Source organism: Aquincola agrisoli, from assembly GCF_036621135.1.
Classification (GTDB): domain Bacteria; phylum Pseudomonadota; class Gammaproteobacteria; order Burkholderiales; family Burkholderiaceae_C; genus Aquincola; species Aquincola agrisoli.
The window spans coordinates 1-1,469 of record NZ_JAZIBG010000040.1; the positions used below are offsets into that span (position 1 = coordinate 1).

The 1,469-nt window shown below is 68.3% G+C and carries 2 protein-coding genes and 1 pseudogene; all 3 read right to left on the reverse strand.

The annotated features are described in order from the left end of the window. Positions 1-862, reverse strand: an 862-nt coding sequence (locus V4F39_RS20500; protein ID WP_332291765.1) for an NAD(P)(+) transhydrogenase (Re/Si-specific) subunit beta, incomplete at its 3' end; no start/stop codon positions are given. 61 nt (positions 863-923) lie between these two features. Further along, positions 924-1,265, reverse strand: a complete 342-nt coding sequence (locus V4F39_RS20505; RefSeq protein ID WP_332291766.1) for an NAD(P) transhydrogenase subunit alpha part 2 — start codon at positions 1,263-1,265, stop codon at positions 924-926. 14 nt (positions 1,266-1,279) lie between these two features. After that, positions 1,280-1,469: pseudogene (locus V4F39_RS20510) on the reverse strand (NAD(P)(+) transhydrogenase (Re/Si-specific) subunit alpha); the annotation flags it as partial.

The window sequence follows — 1,469 nt, forward strand, 5'->3', positions numbered from 1 at the left end:
CGCCGAAGCCGCCCAGGATCACGTTGAAGAACGAGCGGTTCATCGCCTTGCACATGATGTAGCTCAGGATCGCGCCCGAGCTGCCCACCAGCGAGCCGGCGATGATCAGCATGCTGTTGTTCAAACTGAAGCCGATGCCCGCGGCCGCCCAGCCCGAGTAGCTGTTGAGCATCGACACCACCACCGGCATGTCCGCCCCGCCGATCGGGATGATCAGCAGCACGCCCAGCGCCAGCGCCACGAGCACCGCGATGAAGAACACGCTGCCGTCCTGCGACATCATGAACAGCACCCCGAAGCCGGCCAGCGCCACGCCGATCACCAGGTTCATCAGGTGCTGCCCGGCGAACACCACGGGCGCGCCCTGGAACAAGCGGAAGCGGTACTTGCCCGAGAGCTTGCCGAAGGCGATCACCGAGCCGGAGAACGTGATGGCCCCCACCGCCGCGCCGAGGAAGAGCTCGAGCCGGTTGCCCGCGGGGATCGGCTCGCCCGCCGCGGCGATGCCGAAGGCCTGCGGCTCCAGCACCGCCGCACCGGCGATGAACACCGCGGCCAGGCCGATCATGCTGTGCATGAAGGCGACCAGCTCGGGCATCTTCGTCATCTCCACGCGCTGCGCCATCAGCGCGCCCGCCCCGCCGCCCACCACCAGTGCCGCCAGCACGTAGCCCAGGCCGCTGGCGCCGCCCTCCGACAGCTTCATGATCAGCGCCGCGGTCGTCAGCGCCGCGATCGCCATGCCGGCCATGCCGAACAGGTTGCCGCGGATCGAGGTCGTCGGATGGCTGAGCCCCTTCAGCGCCTGGATGAAGCAGACGCTGGCGCCCAGGTACATCATGGTGACGATGTTCATGCTCATGACAGCCCCTCGTCCGACGAATGCGCCGGCCGATCCCGCCGGCGGGTTGACGCAGGGTGTCTCATGGCCGTGCTCCCTCAGGCACAGCCGCCGCGCCGGCGGCCGCCGGCCGGGGCGCCTTCTTGCGGAACATCTCCAGCATGCGGCGCGTCACCAGGAAGCCGCCGAACACGTTGACCGCGGCCAGCGCCACCGCCAGCATGCCCATGCCCTTGGCCAGCGGCGTGACGGTCAGTGCGGCGGCGAGCATCGCACCGACGATCACGATCGCCGAGATCGCATTGGTGACCGCCATCAGCGGCGTGTGCAGCGCGGGGGTCACCGTCCACACCACGTGGTAGCCCACGTAGATCGACAGCACGAAGATGATCAGGTTGATGACAGTGGGGGAAACGGCGTCCACGGATGGGCCCTCTTTCAGTTGCGAAGCACTTGGCCGTCGCGGGTGACCAGGCACGCCGCGACGATGTCGTCGTCCATCGGCACCTGCAGCGTGCCTTCCTTCGTCAGCACCAGCTTGAGGAAGTCGAGCACGTTGCGGGCGTAGAGGCTGGAGCTGTCGGCCGCGACGAGCGCGGGCAGGTTGGTCTCGCCGACCAGCGTGACG